Below are 15,567 nucleotides of genomic sequence, written 5' to 3'. Positions count from 1 at the left end.
AAAACCGCACCATCAGATCAGGCGGTTTCAGCCTGATCTATAAACAAACGATCTTCAAAGATTTCTGGCTCAAGTGCTTCACTGAAATAGAAGCCTTGATAAACCGTGCAGCGACGATATTTTAAGAATTCCAGCTGATACTCAGTTTCGACACCTTCCGCAATAACTTCAAGCGCTAAGTTCTCAGCCATTGAGATAATCGTGGTAATAATCGCACACTCGCTGCCACCACTATGCAGTTCACTCACAAAAGACTTATCAATTTTAAGACAGTTAATTGGCAATTTATTTAAATAGGCCAAAGAAGAGTATCCGGTACCAAAATCATCCACCGAAAAGCGTACCCCAATATCACGCAGCGCTTGTATTTTGGCCACCGTTTCCTGAACATCGTCCACGAGTACCCCTTCGGTGATCTCCAATTCAATCAGTCGAGGGTCACAGCCAGAACGCTGAATAATATCTAAGGTTTCTTTGATAAAGCTATCGCGATGGAATTGATTAGGACTGACGTTAATCGATAAGGTTTTAAAATTATCGGGTAAACCGCGATCTTGCCAAGTTTTTAAGGTTTCACAGGCGCTGCGCATCACCCATTGACCAAGTAATACAATCAATCCACTCTCTTCCGCCAGAGGAATAAACCGACCCGGCGAAATCCAACCCATTTTAGAATCAAACCAACGCAATAAAGTTTCTGCGCCAACCATTTCATAATTAGCGTTATAACGCGGTTGAAAATAGGCGACCATATCTTCTTTTTCTACCGCTTCACGCATCATGCTCGTAAGCTGATGCCGCTCTTGGATCTCATCTGCCATTTTCGCGGAGAATACATGCACACTAGAACGCGCCAAGTCTTTGCCGTGATACAGCGCAATATCGGCTTGGCGAAGAATTTCTGTGGCATTGCTGTCGAGATTAGGAAATAGAGCGACGCCAGTCGTTAAGTTAAGGCTAATTTGATTCCCTTTAATCACAAACTCTTTATGGATCACCTTAGCTAAATGTACTGCTAACTCTGAAGCTTTTGCCTTCGCTTGTTCACGGTCACTAGATAAGTTGGGCACCAGTAAAGCAAATTCATCGCCCCCTAAACGAGCCACTGTTTCTCCACTATTACGCCCTTCCCTTAAACGATGAGCAATCAGCCTCAATAGTAAATCACCGGCGGCATGCCCCAGCATATCGTTAACGTTTTTAAAATGATCGATATCCAAATAAATCAAGGCACCAATTTGATTACTTCGGCGTCCACGCTCAATTTCCAAATCAAGATTTTCAATCAATTTTCGCCGATTAGATAAGCGTGTAATATCATCATGGGAAGATTGAAAGCGCACTAACTCTTGCGCAGAACGAACCTCAGAAATATTTGTTTGAGTACTGATCACTCGAGAAGGCAAATCCCGTTCTGTGCGCTCAACGACCATACCTCTTGATAAGACCCAAAGATAATGCCCGTCTTTATGTTTAATCCGGTGCATCGCTTCATAAACTTTGGTGTTCTTTTTTAGGTGTTTTCGTAACTCATTCAAAGTTTTATCTAAGTCTTCAGGATGAATTCGCGACTCCCACTCTTCTATCTTTTCGCCAATCTGTCCATCTTGGTAACCCAACATAGACTTCCATTGGGGGGAGTAATAGACCGTATTACTTAATAAATTCCAATCCCAAATCCCATCACCCGAGCCATTCAACGCAAACTGCCAGCGTTGCTCACTACGTTGCAACTGAGCAAAACTACAGTGGATCCCCTCAGCCATTTTACTAATGGCAAGTTCTAAGGCACCGAGCTCTCCTTGACTATTCGCAATAATCGAAGTGCTATTATGGGTTTGTATTTGGGTGGTTTTACCGACCAATTTATTCAATGGATTGACCAGCACGCGACTTAACATTGATACCAACAACAGCATCGCAATCGCCATATAACTAAAACTTTTAATCGCCTGATCAAAAATGATTTGACGCTGCACCAACCAGCTATCTTTAAGATTAAAACTAAAGAAAATTGCGCCCTGCTCTGCTCGGCGTAAACTATCTTCCCGAGGGCCCATATCTAAGGGGAAATACAAATTCACCTGCCACTGTTGCGGTAATATTTGGCTGATAGGAGTGCGCTGCTGTTTGACTTGAGCGAACATCTCAGCATTAAAATAATTGTTATTGTCAGCCGCAAACACATTTTTTTCGGAACGATGGTTAGACAATTGAACCAAACCTTGAGGATCAATCACCTGCAGTGAATCTAAATGTTGGTTTAAAGACACTAAGCTAATTTGACGTTCGGCAATATCCCATTGATGACGCGACAAACTATCAGACAAACTTTGCTGTAGCTGATAACCAATATTGAGTAGACGTTGGGTCGCTTGAGTCGCCAATTGTTGATGCTGTTGGTTAAGTGTTCCAAGCAACAGTAGACCTTGAGCAATCAGTAACAAAACCAGTGCAAAACTTGGAATTACAACGCTAAGAGAGATCCTCTTTAATCTAAACACCGGTTAACTCCATCAACCATTCACTCGAAAAATTATTAGATAAATCAGGAATTCGGTGAATTAACTCGAGCTCAGCCATACGCTGCGCCTTAAGGTGAGCATGTTTGAGAATAGATTGATCTGAATATAAGGCAGCACTTTGCTGAGCATTCAGGACTTGGATCTTACTATAGGCTTGTTTAACTTCTTTGCTATAAAGCTGAGTTCGCTTGGCAATTAATTTAAAGCCTTCCCGAGAATGTTGTTCTAACCAAGAGCTGGCAGAATAAAAGTTATCAAGCAAACTAAGAATATGCTGATGTTGCTGTTTTAATACTTCATTACGAACCACCAACACTCGATAATAAGGCTGTCCATGAGCGGCACTTTGATATAAAACGTTTGCCGAAAGGTTATCGACTAAGCGGCTCTGCAATGGACCAGAAGTCATCACTGCGCTAATTTCCCCTTTACGAAACAAAGCTAATTGCTCATCTAGTTTTGCTTCTACCAACACAAAGTCTTCGGCTTTTAAAGCACTATCTCTGAGCCAATCGTCCATCACCAGTGAAGCCACCGATAGACTTTCGTAGCCAATTCGCTGCCCTTTTAAAGAATCAATATCACGAATCGGCTGCTGTGTGATAAGCGCATCACCACCAACGCTGCGGTCGATCACTGCCACAACTGTAATATCAACACGCTCGGCCAATAAACTAATGACTTCGGTAAGGCTCAAAAAGCCAGCATCCACTTGCCCACTTTTAAGAGCATGCATTACATGACTGGGAGTGGTTAATTCGTTTAGGCTATATTGGTCAAAACCTGGATAAGCAAGTTGCTGAGCGAGATAAATTGATTCAAAGCCGAGCCAAGGCGACACCGCAACGCGCAGAGTTTGAGCTGGTGCTTGGCAAGCTGCCATAACACTTGCCATAAATAGTATAAGCAAGTACCGAATCTGGTTAATCGAAGGTAAGTTAACGCTCATATCCCTAGCTTGTTATGAACTCATCCTGAGTATTTAGTAAAACAGAAGCAACCATTCTGCTTGGCTCAATCGTAAAAAGGAAGCAATCTATTTAAAATTTTCAGTAAACATTACGAACTTAAAAGTTTACAGTTCAAGAATGAGTTCCTAGTCAAAAAAAGCGCCTCACATGCGGCGCTTTATCAAAAAAACATGAATAATTAGTCAAATTAGAGAGCGCGAAGTGCCGCAATACGTTTTTCTAAGGGCGGATGGCTTAACAATAATTCACTCATTGAACGTTTACCGTTAATTCCAAAAGCCATCAACGAACCTTCCATTTCAGGTTCTCGACTTCCACCTAAGCGTTGTAAGGCACGAATCATTTTCTGTTTACCAACCAACTTAGCCGAACCCTCATCGGCGCGATATTCTCGTTGGCGAGAAAACCACATCACGATGACACTGGCCAAGATGCCAAATACCATTTCGAGTACGAACACCGTCGCCATGTAGGCAAACATACCTAAACCTTGACCATTTTGATTATTGTTGCTCATCGTCGAGCTAATCACATTTGCGATAATCCGCGCTAAGAAAATAACAAAGGTATTCACCACCCCTTGAATTAACGTTAAGGTCACCATGTCCCCATTAGCCACGTGACTAATTTCATGGGCGAGAACCGCTTCCACTTCGTCTCGACTCATGTTTTCTAGTAAACCACTACTCACTGCCACCAAGGCAGCGTTACGTTTAGCGCCAGTCGCAAAAGCATTCATGTCTGGAGCATGGTAAATCGCGACCTCCGGCATGCCGATCCCAGCAGCCTTAGCTTGACGCGCTACAGTATTGATTAACCACGCTTCGGTTTCGTTGCGTGGGGCACCAATGACTTGTGCGCCAGTCGATCGCTTCGCCATCCACTTAGACATCAATAAAGAGATAATTGAGCCACCAAAACCAAAAATGGCAGCCATCACCAACAAACCACCGACACTTCGGGTAGAGATCCCCAAAGCCGAAAACACGATGTTCATAACGATACCAAGTATCAATACTACGGCTAAGTTCGTCGCTAAAAACAACAATATACGTTTCATCGTTTGCCTCTATCTTATATGGGAAAATACTACACCATAATATATGGGGTATGGCTCACATTTTTCAATAGTTTAACAAATAATTTCCACTTTATATTGCGCCATGAAAAACCCTCAAATCAAAATAGTTTTCTATTAATTCAGGATTTACCTTTGTTTTATAAGGAATGGTTGCGATGCAAGGTGCCGTAATGGCATTTTTTAAATACTCAATATTTAGCGTCGCTATCTCAGAATCATCACTCAAATGATTGGCAACCCATGCCAATAATTTTACACCGCTAGCCTTAATTGCCTCTACCGTTAGCAAGGCATGATTCAGACAGCCGAGCTTCACGCCAACCACCAAGATCACCGGAAGCTGGTGTTTGACAACCCATTGTGAGAATGTGGCTTGCTGATCGTCAAGCGGAACATGCCACCCCCCAGCCCCCTCAACCAACAAAATGTCTGATTGCGCTTGTAGTAAATCTAAACCGCTGTCCATAGCCGCAATATCAATCGGCGCATTCTCCAAACGGGCGGCAATATGTGGTGCAATGGCCTGTTGTAGTGTCACGGGGTTAACCTGTTGGTAGCTTAAAGGCAACGAAGTGTATTGTTGAATAGCCAAACCATCTTCATTATTCAAACCATCTGGCCCCTGTTCCGCTCCTGCTGCTAACGGCTTGAAACCATTCACCACTAGCTGTGTATTCTGGCGTTGTAAGGCCAGCATCAAAGCGCAACTCACGAGGGTTTTACCCACTTCGGTATCGGTGCCGGTAATAAACACACTTTTAATCATTGATCAGTACTCCATAACACACTTGATAAGTGGCACTCACCTGGTTTTTCTGAGCAAATTGCTGTTGGTAAACTTTCGCTAATTGACGTAGCTTTGCGGCGGTATTTAAGCCTTGTTTTGCATCAACCACATAGTTAGCACCAATTCCCTTTAATTCAGCCAACAAGGCAAAAACATCGGGGTACCACAAAGTACGGGTCTCAGTTTGCACCTGCGGATCAGCAAACCCCGCCAAACGGATTTGCTCATATAGGCAATTTTCAGCCATAAATTGATTTACATGGGGGGTATCGTCAATTTCACACCAAGCTTGTTTAAGTTCCCACAAAGTACCATCAAGTAATGACGAAAAAACACAGATCCCGCCTGGACGTAAAATTCGTTTGATCTCGCGGAGCGCACGACTTAAGTTATTACACCATTGCAGGGCTAAATTCGAAAATACAATGTCTACACTTTGGTCGCTCAAACTAATACATTCCGCATCACAAACCATGGCATAAAAATTATGGTTCTGTTGTTGTGCGTATTGCGCCATTGCGAACGAGAGATCGATGCCCACAACTTGCGATGCTGTCGCTTGCAGCTTGTGCGCAAAATGGCCAGTACCGCAGCCTAAATCAAGTGCCCGAGAGGTCGGTGTTTTAGGCAGATGCATCAATAAATTATCGCCTATATCTCTTTGCAACTGCGCAAAATCATTATAGCTAATCACGGCTTTGGAAAAATGCCGAGCAACCTGCTGCTTATCAATATTCATCATTCAATTCTTAATAAATCAACCAAAGTGTCCAATAAACGAGAGATATCATCAGCCCGATGAGAGCTACTTAAGGTCACTCTCAACCGAGCCGTATTTACCGGAACAGTTGGTGGACGTATTGCACTGACCCAAAAGCCACGCAACTTGAGTTGCTCGCTGATCCATAAAGCGCGCTCACTTGAACCTAAAATAATCGGTTGAATTGCCGTATCTGACTCAAGCAAGGGTAAGCCTAAATCTCTGCCAAGATTTTTAAATAATCGGATATTTTGGTGTAGCGTTTCTTGAAATTCCGGTTCAGTTTGCAGCACTGCGATAGCTTCAGTGACGGCTGCAGCTTGTGCTGCTGGCATTGCGGTAGAGTAGATATAACTGCGATCAAAATTAATCAGATAATCTCGCACCGAACTATCACATAACACCGCCGCACCAGAGACCCCTAAGGCCTTACCAAAGGTTAACATTTGCAATTGAATGTCATCTGCTGCTAAGTCTGCATCTTGAATACTGCCTCGCCCTTGATCACCGAGACAACCCACGCCATGGGCATCATCGACCATTAGCCAAGCATCATGCTGCTTACATAGACGGCTGATTGCATTTAACGGGGCTTGATCCCCATCCATGCTAAATACACCCTCGGTGATCACTAAGCAATTATTCGCCTTACGGCTAGCCAGTAAGGTTTGCAAACGTTCCGTCGAATTATGCGTAAAACGTTTAAACTGAGCAGCGGATAAACTCCCTGCTTCCATTAACGATGCATGATTCAATTTATCTTGCAACAACAAGTCTTGCTTACTGAGCAAAGCTTTAATGATCCCCTGATTCGCGCTAAATCCACTGCTAAATAATAAAGCCGCAGCTTTTCCCTGCCACTCACATAAAGCCTGTTCGAGTTGATGATGTGGTAATTGATACCCGGTCACCAAAGGTGAGCCACCACTGCCCGTTCCGTACTGATCAGCTGCGTTCTTCCAGCCGGCAATAACCTTGGGATGTTGCGACAACCCCAAGTAATCATTACTGGAGAAATTTAAATATTGCTGATCAGAAACCTGAATGAAGCGACCCTGGCCGCTACCGAGGCAAAATCGCTCGCGCACCAGTTGTTTAACTTTACGTTGCTGGACTTGCTGATGAATAAACTCGAAAGCCATTAAGAGGCATCATAAAAGAAAGCATTATCGGCTTGATTCTGTTGTTGAATCAAAGACTGATACAGATCTTGCTCTTGTTCTTCGGTGCCATGCTTGAGTTCTGCCGATTCTGGGCGAATGCCCAATTTATTAAACAACTGTAAATCTTGGTTTTCATCTGGATTTGGTGTGGTTAATAACTTACAACCATAAAAAATGGAGTTTGCGCCCGCCATAAAACAAAGTGCCTGAACCTGTTGATTCATTTCCTCGCGACCAGCCGATAAGCGAACATGAGAGCGCGGCATCATTATTCGAGCGACAGCGATGCAACGAATAAAGTCAAACTGGTCCATGTCTTCAACATCTTCCAACAAGGTTCCCTTGACTTTTACCAACATATTGATGGGTACACTTTCGGGATGACTCGGTAGATTCGCCAGTTGCACTAACAAAGCACTGCGATCGGTGGCGGTTTCTCCCATTCCCATAATGCCACCAGAACAGACTTTCATGCCGGCAGAGCGCACATGTTCTAAAGTATCTAGGCGCTGATCATAGGTACGAGTGGTAATAATTTCTTGATAAAACTCGCGCGAAGTATCGAGATTATGGTTGTAGTAATCTAAACCAGCTTCGGCTAAGCGTTCAGCCTGTTGTTTTTCTAGCATACCCAGCGTCATACAAGTTTCCATTCCCATCTGTTTGACGCCCTCAACCATTTTGACGAGGTAAGGCATATCCCGCTGTTTCGGGTTTTTCCAAGCAGCGCCCATACAAAACCGAGTTGAACCATTCGCCTTGGCTTTTTCGGCTTCTTTAAGGACATGCTCAACTTCCAATAGACGTTCTGTTTTTAGATCGGTCTTGTGGTGAGCACTCTGTGGGCAATACTTGCAATCTTCTGGACAAGCACCAGTTTTAATCGATAGCAAAGTAGAAACTTGAACCTGGTTTGGGTCAAAATTAGCTCGATGTACACATTGAGCTTGAAACATCAGATCATTAAATGGCAGCGAAAACAGCGCATTAACTTCGTTAACAGTCCAATCATGGCGAAGTGTTTGAGTCATAACTAAAACTTTCATTAAATAGAGTATTCGGCTAGTCTATCCACAGCCAGCCAGCTGTCAACTTCAAATTACCCAAAACTTTACTAACGGTTAAATAATGAGCACAGATATTCAGTTCGATCAAGACCATCTTTGGCATCCTTACACCTCATCAATTGCTCCTCTGCCCTGTTATGCGGTGGCGTCAGCATCCGGCTGTGAAATTGAACTCGAAGACGGCCGACGTTTGGTTGATGGCATGGCTTCTTGGTGGGCCTGCATTCACGGGTATCAAGTCAAAGAGTTAGATCAAGCCGCCAGCGAGCAATTAGCTAAAATGTCACACGTGATGTTTGGTGGTTTAACTCATCAACCCGCGGTAGAGCTTGCCAAGCGTTTAGTCGACTTAACACCAGCATCCTTAGAACAGGTTTTTATTAGCGATTCGGGATCCGTCGCGGTGGAAGTGGCCTTGAAAATGGCCTTGCAGTACTGGCATGCTAAAGGCCAAAAACGGACTAAGTTTGCCACTATTCGTCACGGTTACCATGGCGATACATTTGGCGCTATGTCAGTATGCGATCCGCAAGGCGGCATGCATCAGCTTTATCAAGGTTTCCTGCCTGAACATCTATTTTGCGCTGCACCACAAACTCGCTTTGATCAAGCATGGGATCCAAAAGATTTTATACCGATGCAACAGATGTTAGACGCCCACCACTCACAAATCGCCGCGGTAATTATCGAGCCCATTGTACAAGGTGCAGGAGGGATGCGAATTTACCATCCTCAGTATTTAAAACAACTAAGGCGTCTTTGCGACCACTACGGATTACTGTTGATTGCCGATGAAATCGCAACCGGGTTTGGCCGTACTGGTAAACTGTTTGCCTGTGAACATGCCGATATTGCGCCTGACATACTTTGTTTAGGTAAGGGACTTACTGGAGGCTATATGAGTTTGGCCGCCACTCTCACCAGCAAAACCATTGCCAACACCATCTGTAGTGGCGAGGCTGGTGTATTTATGCATGGTCCGACATTTATGGGAAATCCCCTCGCCTGTGCCGTTGCCTGCGCCAGTATCGACCGACTCCAAAATGGGCCATGGCAACAACAGGTCGCGGCTATCGAACAGCAACTAAAAAAACAGTTAGCGATTTGCCAACAGCTTAACGCGGTGGCCGATGTTCGGGTATTAGGCGCGATCGGGGTCGTGGAAACTGAGATGGCGGTAAATGTCGCTGATATTCAGGCCAAATTTGTTGAACTTGGAGTATGGATCAGACCTTTTGGAAAATTAGTCTACATCATGCCGCCCTACGTGATCAGTGCCCAACAACTCAGCAAATTATGCCATGCTATCTATACTGCGTTAGCTGAACTTGATACAAGACATGACTAACTAAGTAGGGTCTTTGGTTGGCGATAACTTGAAGGACAAGGCGCTACAATACTAAGAAAAAACATTTAAGTAGTATGCAAACAAAGTGGTTAACACGATCAAAGCTAATAAGCCCATGTTAATAATGAAATGATCCCCCTTGCGGCGGGATCGACTCCAATTGAAGCCGATCGTGGTCAGAGTAATCCCACAACAAGTCCACAACAAATAAACAAACACCGTTCGCAGGTTTTCTTGCCAGTGATCACGGTAACCCACCCCATCATTAGGTTGAAATGCCGAATAGGCTATTTCCGGACGAGCGTAGTGATAAACGATGAGAGCTGCCAAGAAAGCCCCCCAAGCTAACAAAGAAAACAGCACAAATAATTTTTGTAAGCCGTCAGGGCCCTTTCTTCGCTCGATTCGTTTTTTTGGCATTCGCTTACCTATATTCTGAATACTCAGCAGTTTAATTAAGATAACATAGCGATTTCTAATGTTTTATCAATTTTTACTTGAGTCTTTGGCCTCACCAAGTAACATTGGTTCCCTTATAATTTTAGCACTATCAGATTGGAGCAATTGTTTGCTATGACGCATTCTTCAGTGACAGACGTATTGAGTGGTAAATTCAGCGTTGGTCAACAAGTTACTATCAAAGGGTGGATCCGCACTCGCCGCGATTCTAAAGCTGGTCTTTCTTTTTTAGCCATTCACGATGGCTCATGTTTTGAGGCAATTCAGGCGGTCGCTCCCAATACTCTATCTAATTACGAGAATGATGTGTTAAAGCTTACCGCAGGTTGTTCGGTAATGGTTAGTGGTGAAGTGGTAGAATCCCCCGGACAAGGCCAGTCCTTTGAAATCCAGGCCGAGCAAGTTGAAGTGCTGGGTTGGGTTGAAAATCCCGATAGTTACCCAATGTCAGCCAAACGCCACAGTATTGAATATCTTCGTGAACATGCCCACCTACGACCACGCACCAATGTAATTGGTGCCGTGACTCGAGTCCGAAACTGTTTGGCGCAAGCGATTCACCGCTTCTATCATCAGCAGGGTTATATGTGGGTAAGCACCCCAATCATTACTGGTAGTGATACTGAAGGTGCAGGTGAAATGTTCCGCGTATCCACGCTAGACATGAACAACTTACCTTTAGATGACAAAGGCGAAATCGATTACCAACAAGACTTCTTTGGTAAAGAGACTTTTCTTACGGTATCCGGTCAATTAAATGTGGAAACCTACGCCTGTGCATTATCCAAGGTCTACACCTTCGGACCGACGTTTCGCGCTGAAAATTCGAATACCAGTCGCCATTTGGCCGAATTTTGGATGGTTGAACCAGAAGTCGCCTTTGCCGATTTAAACGATGCCGCCAAACTCGCCGAAGATATGCTTAAGTATGTATTTAAAGCGGTATTGGACGAGCGCATGGATGATATGAATTTCTTTGCCCAGCGGGTCAACAAACAAGCCGTGAGTCGCCTACAAAATTTTGTTGAAGCAGATTTCGCGCAGGTCGATTACAGCGACGCAATTCAAATTCTAATCGATTCCGGTCGCAAGTTTGAATTCGACGTAGAATGGGGCATCGATATGTCTTCAGAACACGAACGCTACTTAGCCGAAGAACACTTCAAAGCTCCGGTGGTCGTCAAAAACTATCCCAAAGACATTAAGGCCTTCTACATGCGCCAAAATGACGATGGCAAAACTGTTGCGGCGATGGATGTATTAGCACCAGGCATTGGTGAGATAATTGGTGGTAGTCAGCGCGAAGAGCGTTTAGACGTGCTCGATAAACGCCTCGCTGAGCTGGGCTTAGATAAAGATGACTACTCTTGGTATCGCGATCTACGTCGTTACGGGACTGTGCCGCACTCAGGCTTTGGTTTAGGTTTTGAACGTTTAGTCTCTTATGTTACCGGTATGACCAATATTCGCGATGTAATTCCTTTTCCACGCGCACCTAAAAACGCAGAGTACTAAACTCTCAGGTATGATTGGTTATTTGAAAAGCCCCAAAGACTGGGGCTTTTTTGTACCTACTTTGTTAAGCATGAGCTTGATTGAGTCCTCATAGAGGATAAACAAAACTATACAGCACCCGACTCATCATCCATACTTAGGCGCATTAATAATGTAAAAGTCATTGCGATTTTAAGAAGGATCTACATGAAAAGATTGAAAGTTGTCACCACTGAAGATGTATTATTAACCCTCTGTAATTCCGTCACCAATGTCTTAAGTAAGGCGACCGCCAGTGACATTAGATTCTCAGCGATGGTGCAAAAAATTAACAAAACCTGTTTAAAACCCGACATTGGTTGTTTTGTGTTATTCGATGGTGGATTCTCTGGTTTAGTGGTAATTAATTTTACCGCTCCTGCTGCCATGGAGATTTATAGAAATTACATGTTGCATATGGGGATCCCTGAGTCAGAACTAGCACAACAACATACAGCCGACGAAGTGGGAAATGTTATGGGTGAGTTGATGAATCAGATGGTTGGCTACTTTACCGGAGTGATCGGCAAAGAATTGCAAACTTCGCTCACCCAGAATCAACCCAAAATGTTAGCGTTAAACAAACAGGTATTAATTTCTATCGATACCAACTTGGATCGCCCACAAGCTCGCCGAGTAACCTTTACCACCGCAAAAAATAACATCTTTTACTTGGAGTTGGCGATGGACAAAACTGAGTTCATTAAGTTGCATGAATTTGAAACAGAAGATGATGTTGATCCTGATGCACTAATTGAGCAAGCTGCTCTCGATAAAAAATCAGAACAAGCCAGTATAGCCACTGCGACCGCAACCATTGATCAAGATTTACTCGATGAGCTCGGTATTTAAGCCTGTCGACTGAACCTATTGATTAAGTGATACCGCTATTTTTTCAGTCTAAACCGAAGTAACTGTAACTTAGGTTTAGACTGAAAGTAACCCGTCATGCGATAAAAAAACGTAATAACCCGCGACTTCAAATAGCCATCAATGTCTCTGTATCAAGCAACCCTGCAAGTCTTGAAATCGATAAACAAGCCACATGACATTCCCCGGGAAAACTAAAGCCAGCTAACATAATCTTTAAAGGCTAACTGTTTATGTTTATTCGGTTTTACTTGGGGACTGCCTAAATACAAAAATCCAACAATAGACTCTTGTTCAGCGAGTCCCAATTCGTCGTTAACAATTGAGCTATAAGCCATCGCTCCTGTGCGCCATATTCCGTTATAACCTTGAGCAAGCGCTGCCATTTGCATTGCTTGTACAGCACAACCGGCAGAGAGCACCTGTTCTATCTCAGGAACTTTGGTATGCGATTTAGGTGATGCGATCACAATCGTAATCAGCGGCGCTCGAAAAGGCATCGCTCTCGCTTTTTCTTCATCGGCTTGCTCGGCAAACGCCGCTTTTTCAAAAATGGAGGAGAGTCTAGTGAGCCCTTCACCACTCACATGGATGAAACGCCAAGGTGTTAATCCACCGTGGTCAGGCGCTCGTAAACCTGCATTCCAAATTACTTCTAGTTCAGCCCCCTCTGGAGCTGGTGCGGCCAAACGCGCACAAGACTGACGCTCTAATAATAAGTCTAAGGCGTTCATTGTGATCCTTAAGAGTTAAAATGTAACACCATTGTGATTGAAATATCATAAAAGTAAAGCGCTGCTTGCCCCTTGTTAGCTAAAGGATTAACAAGCCCACATTAATCAAAAATGTAGCTATAACGATAGCTTGCGGGGTACAAACTGCTTGCTCTTCATCGATGTGTAAGCCTAGATAACCAGCATGACTGCTTATATCATCGCGGCCAATTCAGCGCCTTGACGAATAGCCGCTTTTGCATCAAGTTCTGATGCCAAAAATGCCCCACCAATCAGATGCGAATGACGACCTAAAGCGCTTAGTTCTTCATGCAACGAACGTAAACTTTCTTGGCCTGCACATACCACAACATGATCAACTTCCAATACCGATTGCACGCCATCGATTTTGATGTGTAAACCCTGATCGTCAATTTTGAGATATTCTACCCCAGCAAGCATTGTGACCCCATTTTGCTTTAAACTTTCACGATGGATCCATCCAGTGGTCTTACCAAGCCCTTTACCGACCCTGCTCGCCTTACGCTGACACAGAAAAACTTGTCGTAAAGGATGATGCTTTAAGACCTCCTTTTTCAAGCCACCAGCATTGGACATAGTAGAGTCAATGCCCCAATTGTCTAACCAACGATCAAGATTGGTGGCTAAGGACGGCTGTTGTTCCACCAAATACTCAGCCACGTCAAAACCAATACCACCTGCCCCAATAATTGCAACCCGCTCCCCTACTGTTTTATGATCCTTTAGTACATCTAAATAGTTATAGACCTTAGGATGCGCGATGCCTTCGATGGGCGGCGTTCTCGGCACAATCCCAGTAGCGATCACCACTTCATCGACCGACAACTGGGCCAGCATCGCCGAATCTAGCTTAGTATTTAGCTTTAAAATTATCCCTAAATGTTTAATCTGATTTGAAAAATACCGCAAAGTTTCATAGAACTCTTCTTTACCAGGGATCTGCTTTGCGTAATTGAATTGCCCGCCAATCTGATCTGCCGCATCATAAATAGTCACTCGATGCCCGCGTTGTGCTGCATAACAAGCAAAAGCTAATCCTGCCGGACCCGCGCCCACCACCGCAATGTTTTTAGCTTCCATCACCGGGGAGAATGTTAACTCGGTTTCGTAACATGCCTGCGGGTTCACCAAGCAACTGGCGCGCCGTTGTTTAAACACATGATCTAAACATGCTTGATTACACGCAATACAAGTATTAATCAGCTCAGACTGATCCGCTTTAGCCTTTTGTACAAACAACGGATCGGCAAGTAAAGGTCTCGCCATCGATACCATATCCGCTTGGCCAGAACTTAAGATGTTCTCAGCAATCTCGGGTGTATTAATTCGGTTCACCGCGACCAAAGGAATACTAAGGTGTTGTTTTATTTTTTCCGTCACCCAAGAAAACGCACCACGCGGCACACTCGTCGCGATGGTAGGCACTCTGGCTTCGTGCCACCCAATACCAGTGTTCAGTAGTGTCACCCCCGCCAGCTCCAAAGCTTTTGCTAAGTGAATAACTTCTTCTAACGTACTGCCTTTTTCAACCAGGTCTAACATCGATAAACGAAAAATGATGATGAAATTTTGCCCCACAAGATCCCGAGTTTGTTTCACTACCGCCAACGCGAATTTGATACGATTACAATAGCTGCCACCCCAGCTATCATTGCGTTGGTTGGTTCGCGCGCAAATAAACTGGTTAATTAAATAACCTTCCGAGCCCATAATTTCCACACCATCATAGCCAGCACGTTGAGCAAGTTTCGCGCTAGTTGCAAAATCTTTAATGGTGCTCAATATTTGTCGCTCGCTCATTGCCTTAGGTTTAAACGGGTTAATTGGCGCTTTAATCTTACTGGCACTGACCGAAAATGGATGATAAGCATAGCGGCCTGCATGCAAAATTTGCAGTGCTATCTTTCCCCCCTGTTGATGAACTGCCTCGGTGATGAGGCGATGTTTTTTGATTTGCCATGGAAAACTGAGCTGGCAACCATTAGGCGTTAATCGGCCGCGAAAGTTTGGCGCAATCCCACCAGTGACGATCAAACCAACACCTCCCTTTGCTCTCTGCGCATAAAAGGCTGCAAGTTTGGCAAAACCGCCTTTCTCTTCCTCTAAGCCTGTATGCATAGAGCCCATCAATACACGGCTAGACAACTGGGTGAAACCTAAATCCAGGGGCGCTAATAAGTGCGGGTATTTGGTCATCTCTGGCACCTCAACTTGATGATTAATGTTATTAAACTGTTAATAGATTATC

13 protein-coding genes are annotated in these 15,567 nt (G+C 44.2%); 3 read left to right on the top strand and 10 right to left on the bottom strand.

Features of this window, described 5'->3' with window-relative positions:
- Positions 1-17 precede the first annotated feature (17 nt).
- The 7 genes from ACRRSW_RS10995 to bioB all read right to left on the bottom strand — a co-directional run bounded on the left by ACRRSW_RS10995 (position 18) and on the right by bioB (position 8,318).
- Positions 18-2,504 carry a putative bifunctional diguanylate cyclase/phosphodiesterase gene (locus tag ACRRSW_RS10995; protein ID WP_432459351.1) on the bottom strand — a complete coding sequence of 829 codons (2,487 nt, stop codon included), beginning with the start codon at positions 2,502-2,504 and terminating at the stop codon, positions 18-20.
- A complete protein-coding gene (locus ACRRSW_RS10990; RefSeq protein ID WP_432453182.1) occupies positions 2,497-3,408 on the bottom strand; it encodes an ABC transporter substrate-binding protein in 912 nt (303 codons plus the stop codon). Before ACRRSW_RS10990 ends, ACRRSW_RS10995 begins: the two co-directional genes overlap by 8 nt.
- A 275-nt stretch (positions 3,409-3,683) precedes the next feature.
- The gene (gene htpX / locus ACRRSW_RS10985; RefSeq protein WP_432453183.1) at positions 3,684-4,556 is read right to left on the bottom strand and encodes a protease HtpX; all 873 of its coding nucleotides are present in this window, start codon (positions 4,554-4,556) and stop codon (positions 3,684-3,686) included.
- A 91-nt stretch (positions 4,557-4,647) separates the two neighbouring features.
- Positions 4,648-5,343: a dethiobiotin synthase gene (gene bioD / locus ACRRSW_RS10980; RefSeq protein WP_432453184.1), complete on the bottom strand. Its 696-nt coding sequence runs from the start codon at positions 5,341-5,343 to the stop codon at positions 4,648-4,650.
- Positions 5,336-6,106, bottom strand: coding sequence for a malonyl-ACP O-methyltransferase BioC (gene bioC / locus ACRRSW_RS10975; RefSeq protein WP_432453185.1), 771 nt, complete (start codon positions 6,104-6,106; stop codon positions 5,336-5,338). The genes bioD and bioC overlap by 8 nt, the downstream gene beginning before the upstream one ends.
- Positions 6,103-7,266, bottom strand: coding sequence for an 8-amino-7-oxononanoate synthase (gene bioF, locus ACRRSW_RS10970; RefSeq protein WP_432453186.1), 1,164 nt, complete (start codon positions 7,264-7,266; stop codon positions 6,103-6,105). Before bioF ends, bioC begins: the two co-directional genes overlap by 4 nt.
- Positions 7,266-8,318, bottom strand: coding sequence for a biotin synthase BioB (bioB, locus tag ACRRSW_RS10965; protein ID WP_432459350.1), 1,053 nt, complete (start codon positions 8,316-8,318; stop codon positions 7,266-7,268). Before bioB ends, bioF begins: the two co-directional genes overlap by 1 nt.
- Before the next feature lie 97 nt (positions 8,319-8,415).
- Here bioB and bioA point away from each other — a divergent pair, with 97 nt between their 5' ends.
- A complete protein-coding gene (gene bioA, locus ACRRSW_RS10960; protein ID WP_432453188.1) occupies positions 8,416-9,702 on the top strand; it encodes an adenosylmethionine--8-amino-7-oxononanoate transaminase in 1,287 nt (428 codons plus the stop codon).
- Between the two features lie 51 nt (positions 9,703-9,753).
- On the opposite strand, the gene ACRRSW_RS10955 is transcribed toward bioA, so the two are convergent.
- Positions 9,754-10,122, bottom strand: coding sequence for a hypothetical protein (locus ACRRSW_RS10955; protein ID WP_432453189.1), 369 nt, complete (start codon positions 10,120-10,122; stop codon positions 9,754-9,756).
- Between the two features lie 153 nt (positions 10,123-10,275).
- Between ACRRSW_RS10955 and asnS the strand changes: the two genes are divergently transcribed.
- Positions 10,276-11,676, top strand: a complete 1,401-nt coding sequence (gene asnS, locus ACRRSW_RS10950; RefSeq protein WP_432453190.1) for an asparagine--tRNA ligase — start codon at positions 10,276-10,278, stop codon at positions 11,674-11,676.
- Positions 11,677-11,862: 186 nt separating this feature from the next.
- Positions 11,863-12,546 (top strand): DUF3334 family protein, encoded by a 684-nt coding sequence (locus ACRRSW_RS10945; protein ID WP_432453191.1) that lies wholly within the window; start codon positions 11,863-11,865, stop codon positions 12,544-12,546.
- Positions 12,547-12,758: 212 nt separating this feature from the next.
- On the opposite strand, the gene ACRRSW_RS10940 is transcribed toward ACRRSW_RS10945, so the two are convergent.
- A complete protein-coding gene (locus tag ACRRSW_RS10940) occupies positions 12,759-13,298 on the bottom strand; it encodes an NAD(P)H nitroreductase (RefSeq protein ID WP_432459349.1) in 540 nt (179 codons plus the stop codon).
- Between the two features lie 192 nt (positions 13,299-13,490).
- Positions 13,491-15,515 carry an FAD-dependent oxidoreductase gene (locus ACRRSW_RS10935; protein ID WP_432459348.1) on the bottom strand — a complete coding sequence of 675 codons (2,025 nt, stop codon included), beginning with the start codon at positions 15,513-15,515 and terminating at the stop codon, positions 13,491-13,493.
- Positions 15,516-15,567: the final 52 nt, after the last annotated feature.

Origin of the sequence: Agarivorans sp. QJM3NY_25, assembly GCF_050870875.2 — a bacterium.
GTDB lineage: Bacteria > Pseudomonadota > Gammaproteobacteria > Enterobacterales > Celerinatantimonadaceae > Agarivorans.
The sequence above is the reverse complement of the archived record's forward strand: the minus strand, read 5'-3'. Positions and strand labels throughout refer to the sequence as shown.